The following is an 884-nucleotide window of genomic DNA, read 5'->3' on the forward strand; positions in this document are numbered from 1 at the left end:
AATCCCAATTTGAAAGATCTGTATTGCTATACTAATCATTTACTTGATTTTAGCTCTGTTTCTGATACTAATATTCCAGCATTCTTTCATGGATTAAAACAAACCCGTACTTTGCCTGAACAAATTCTCACAACTAATACATTTACCATCCCGGTGGACGAAAATATTAAAGATGAATTTGGTAATAAAATGAATATTACACCGAGTAACGGGGGTGCCTATAATGCAGCGACTAATACGATTACATGGACTAATTTAGTAGGGACTGGAACGCTTAGTTATGATTTTAAATCTACTAGCGGGGAATGTGGAGGCACCATTTCGATTCCTTATGAAGTTCTGTCAATTAGCCTTTCCAGCGACGATGAAATCACCTATGTTCAAGGTACCACCAAGTCAGCGGCTGATTTTCTAACGGATATCCGCGCCACAACTGATCCGGGCAACGAATTATCCAGCGACTTTGCCACAGTGGTCAATATGAGCCAACCGGGCGACTATCAAGTAACGGTCAAAGCTCGCGATCCCAATCTCGGAAATGAAACAACTAAACCAGTGACCGTCCATGTCATCCCGTACACGTTAAAATTCAATACAGCCCCAACGGATATCACATTTAAAACAAGCGCTGTGCAAGACGGTCAAAAAGTCATCCAACGGGAAGAAACTGACTTATACAGCTTCGGCGTTGAGGATACGCGTGCCGCAGATGCGCATTGGAGTGTGACGGCGCGCATTGATGAGCCACTGAAGAATACAGACGGCGACACACTTGACAACGCGCTCGTCTACAAAAAAGATGGGCAAGAAACGATTTTAACACCAGGGAATGCGGTCGAAATAGCGAACGCGGATGATCTGACGAAAGATGATGCCCAATTTGA

Annotated in this window: 1 protein-coding gene; it reads left to right on the forward strand. The window is 43.6% G+C overall.

Annotated features, from left to right (window positions below; genetic code table 11):
* Window positions 1–884: LapB repeat-containing protein (locus tag CS921_RS15400; RefSeq protein WP_162921807.1), on the forward strand; the 884-nt coding region annotated here is incomplete at both ends.

This window comes from Listeria costaricensis, from assembly GCF_900183385.1.
In the GTDB taxonomy this organism is placed as follows: domain Bacteria; phylum Bacillota; class Bacilli; order Lactobacillales; family Listeriaceae; genus Listeria; species Listeria costaricensis.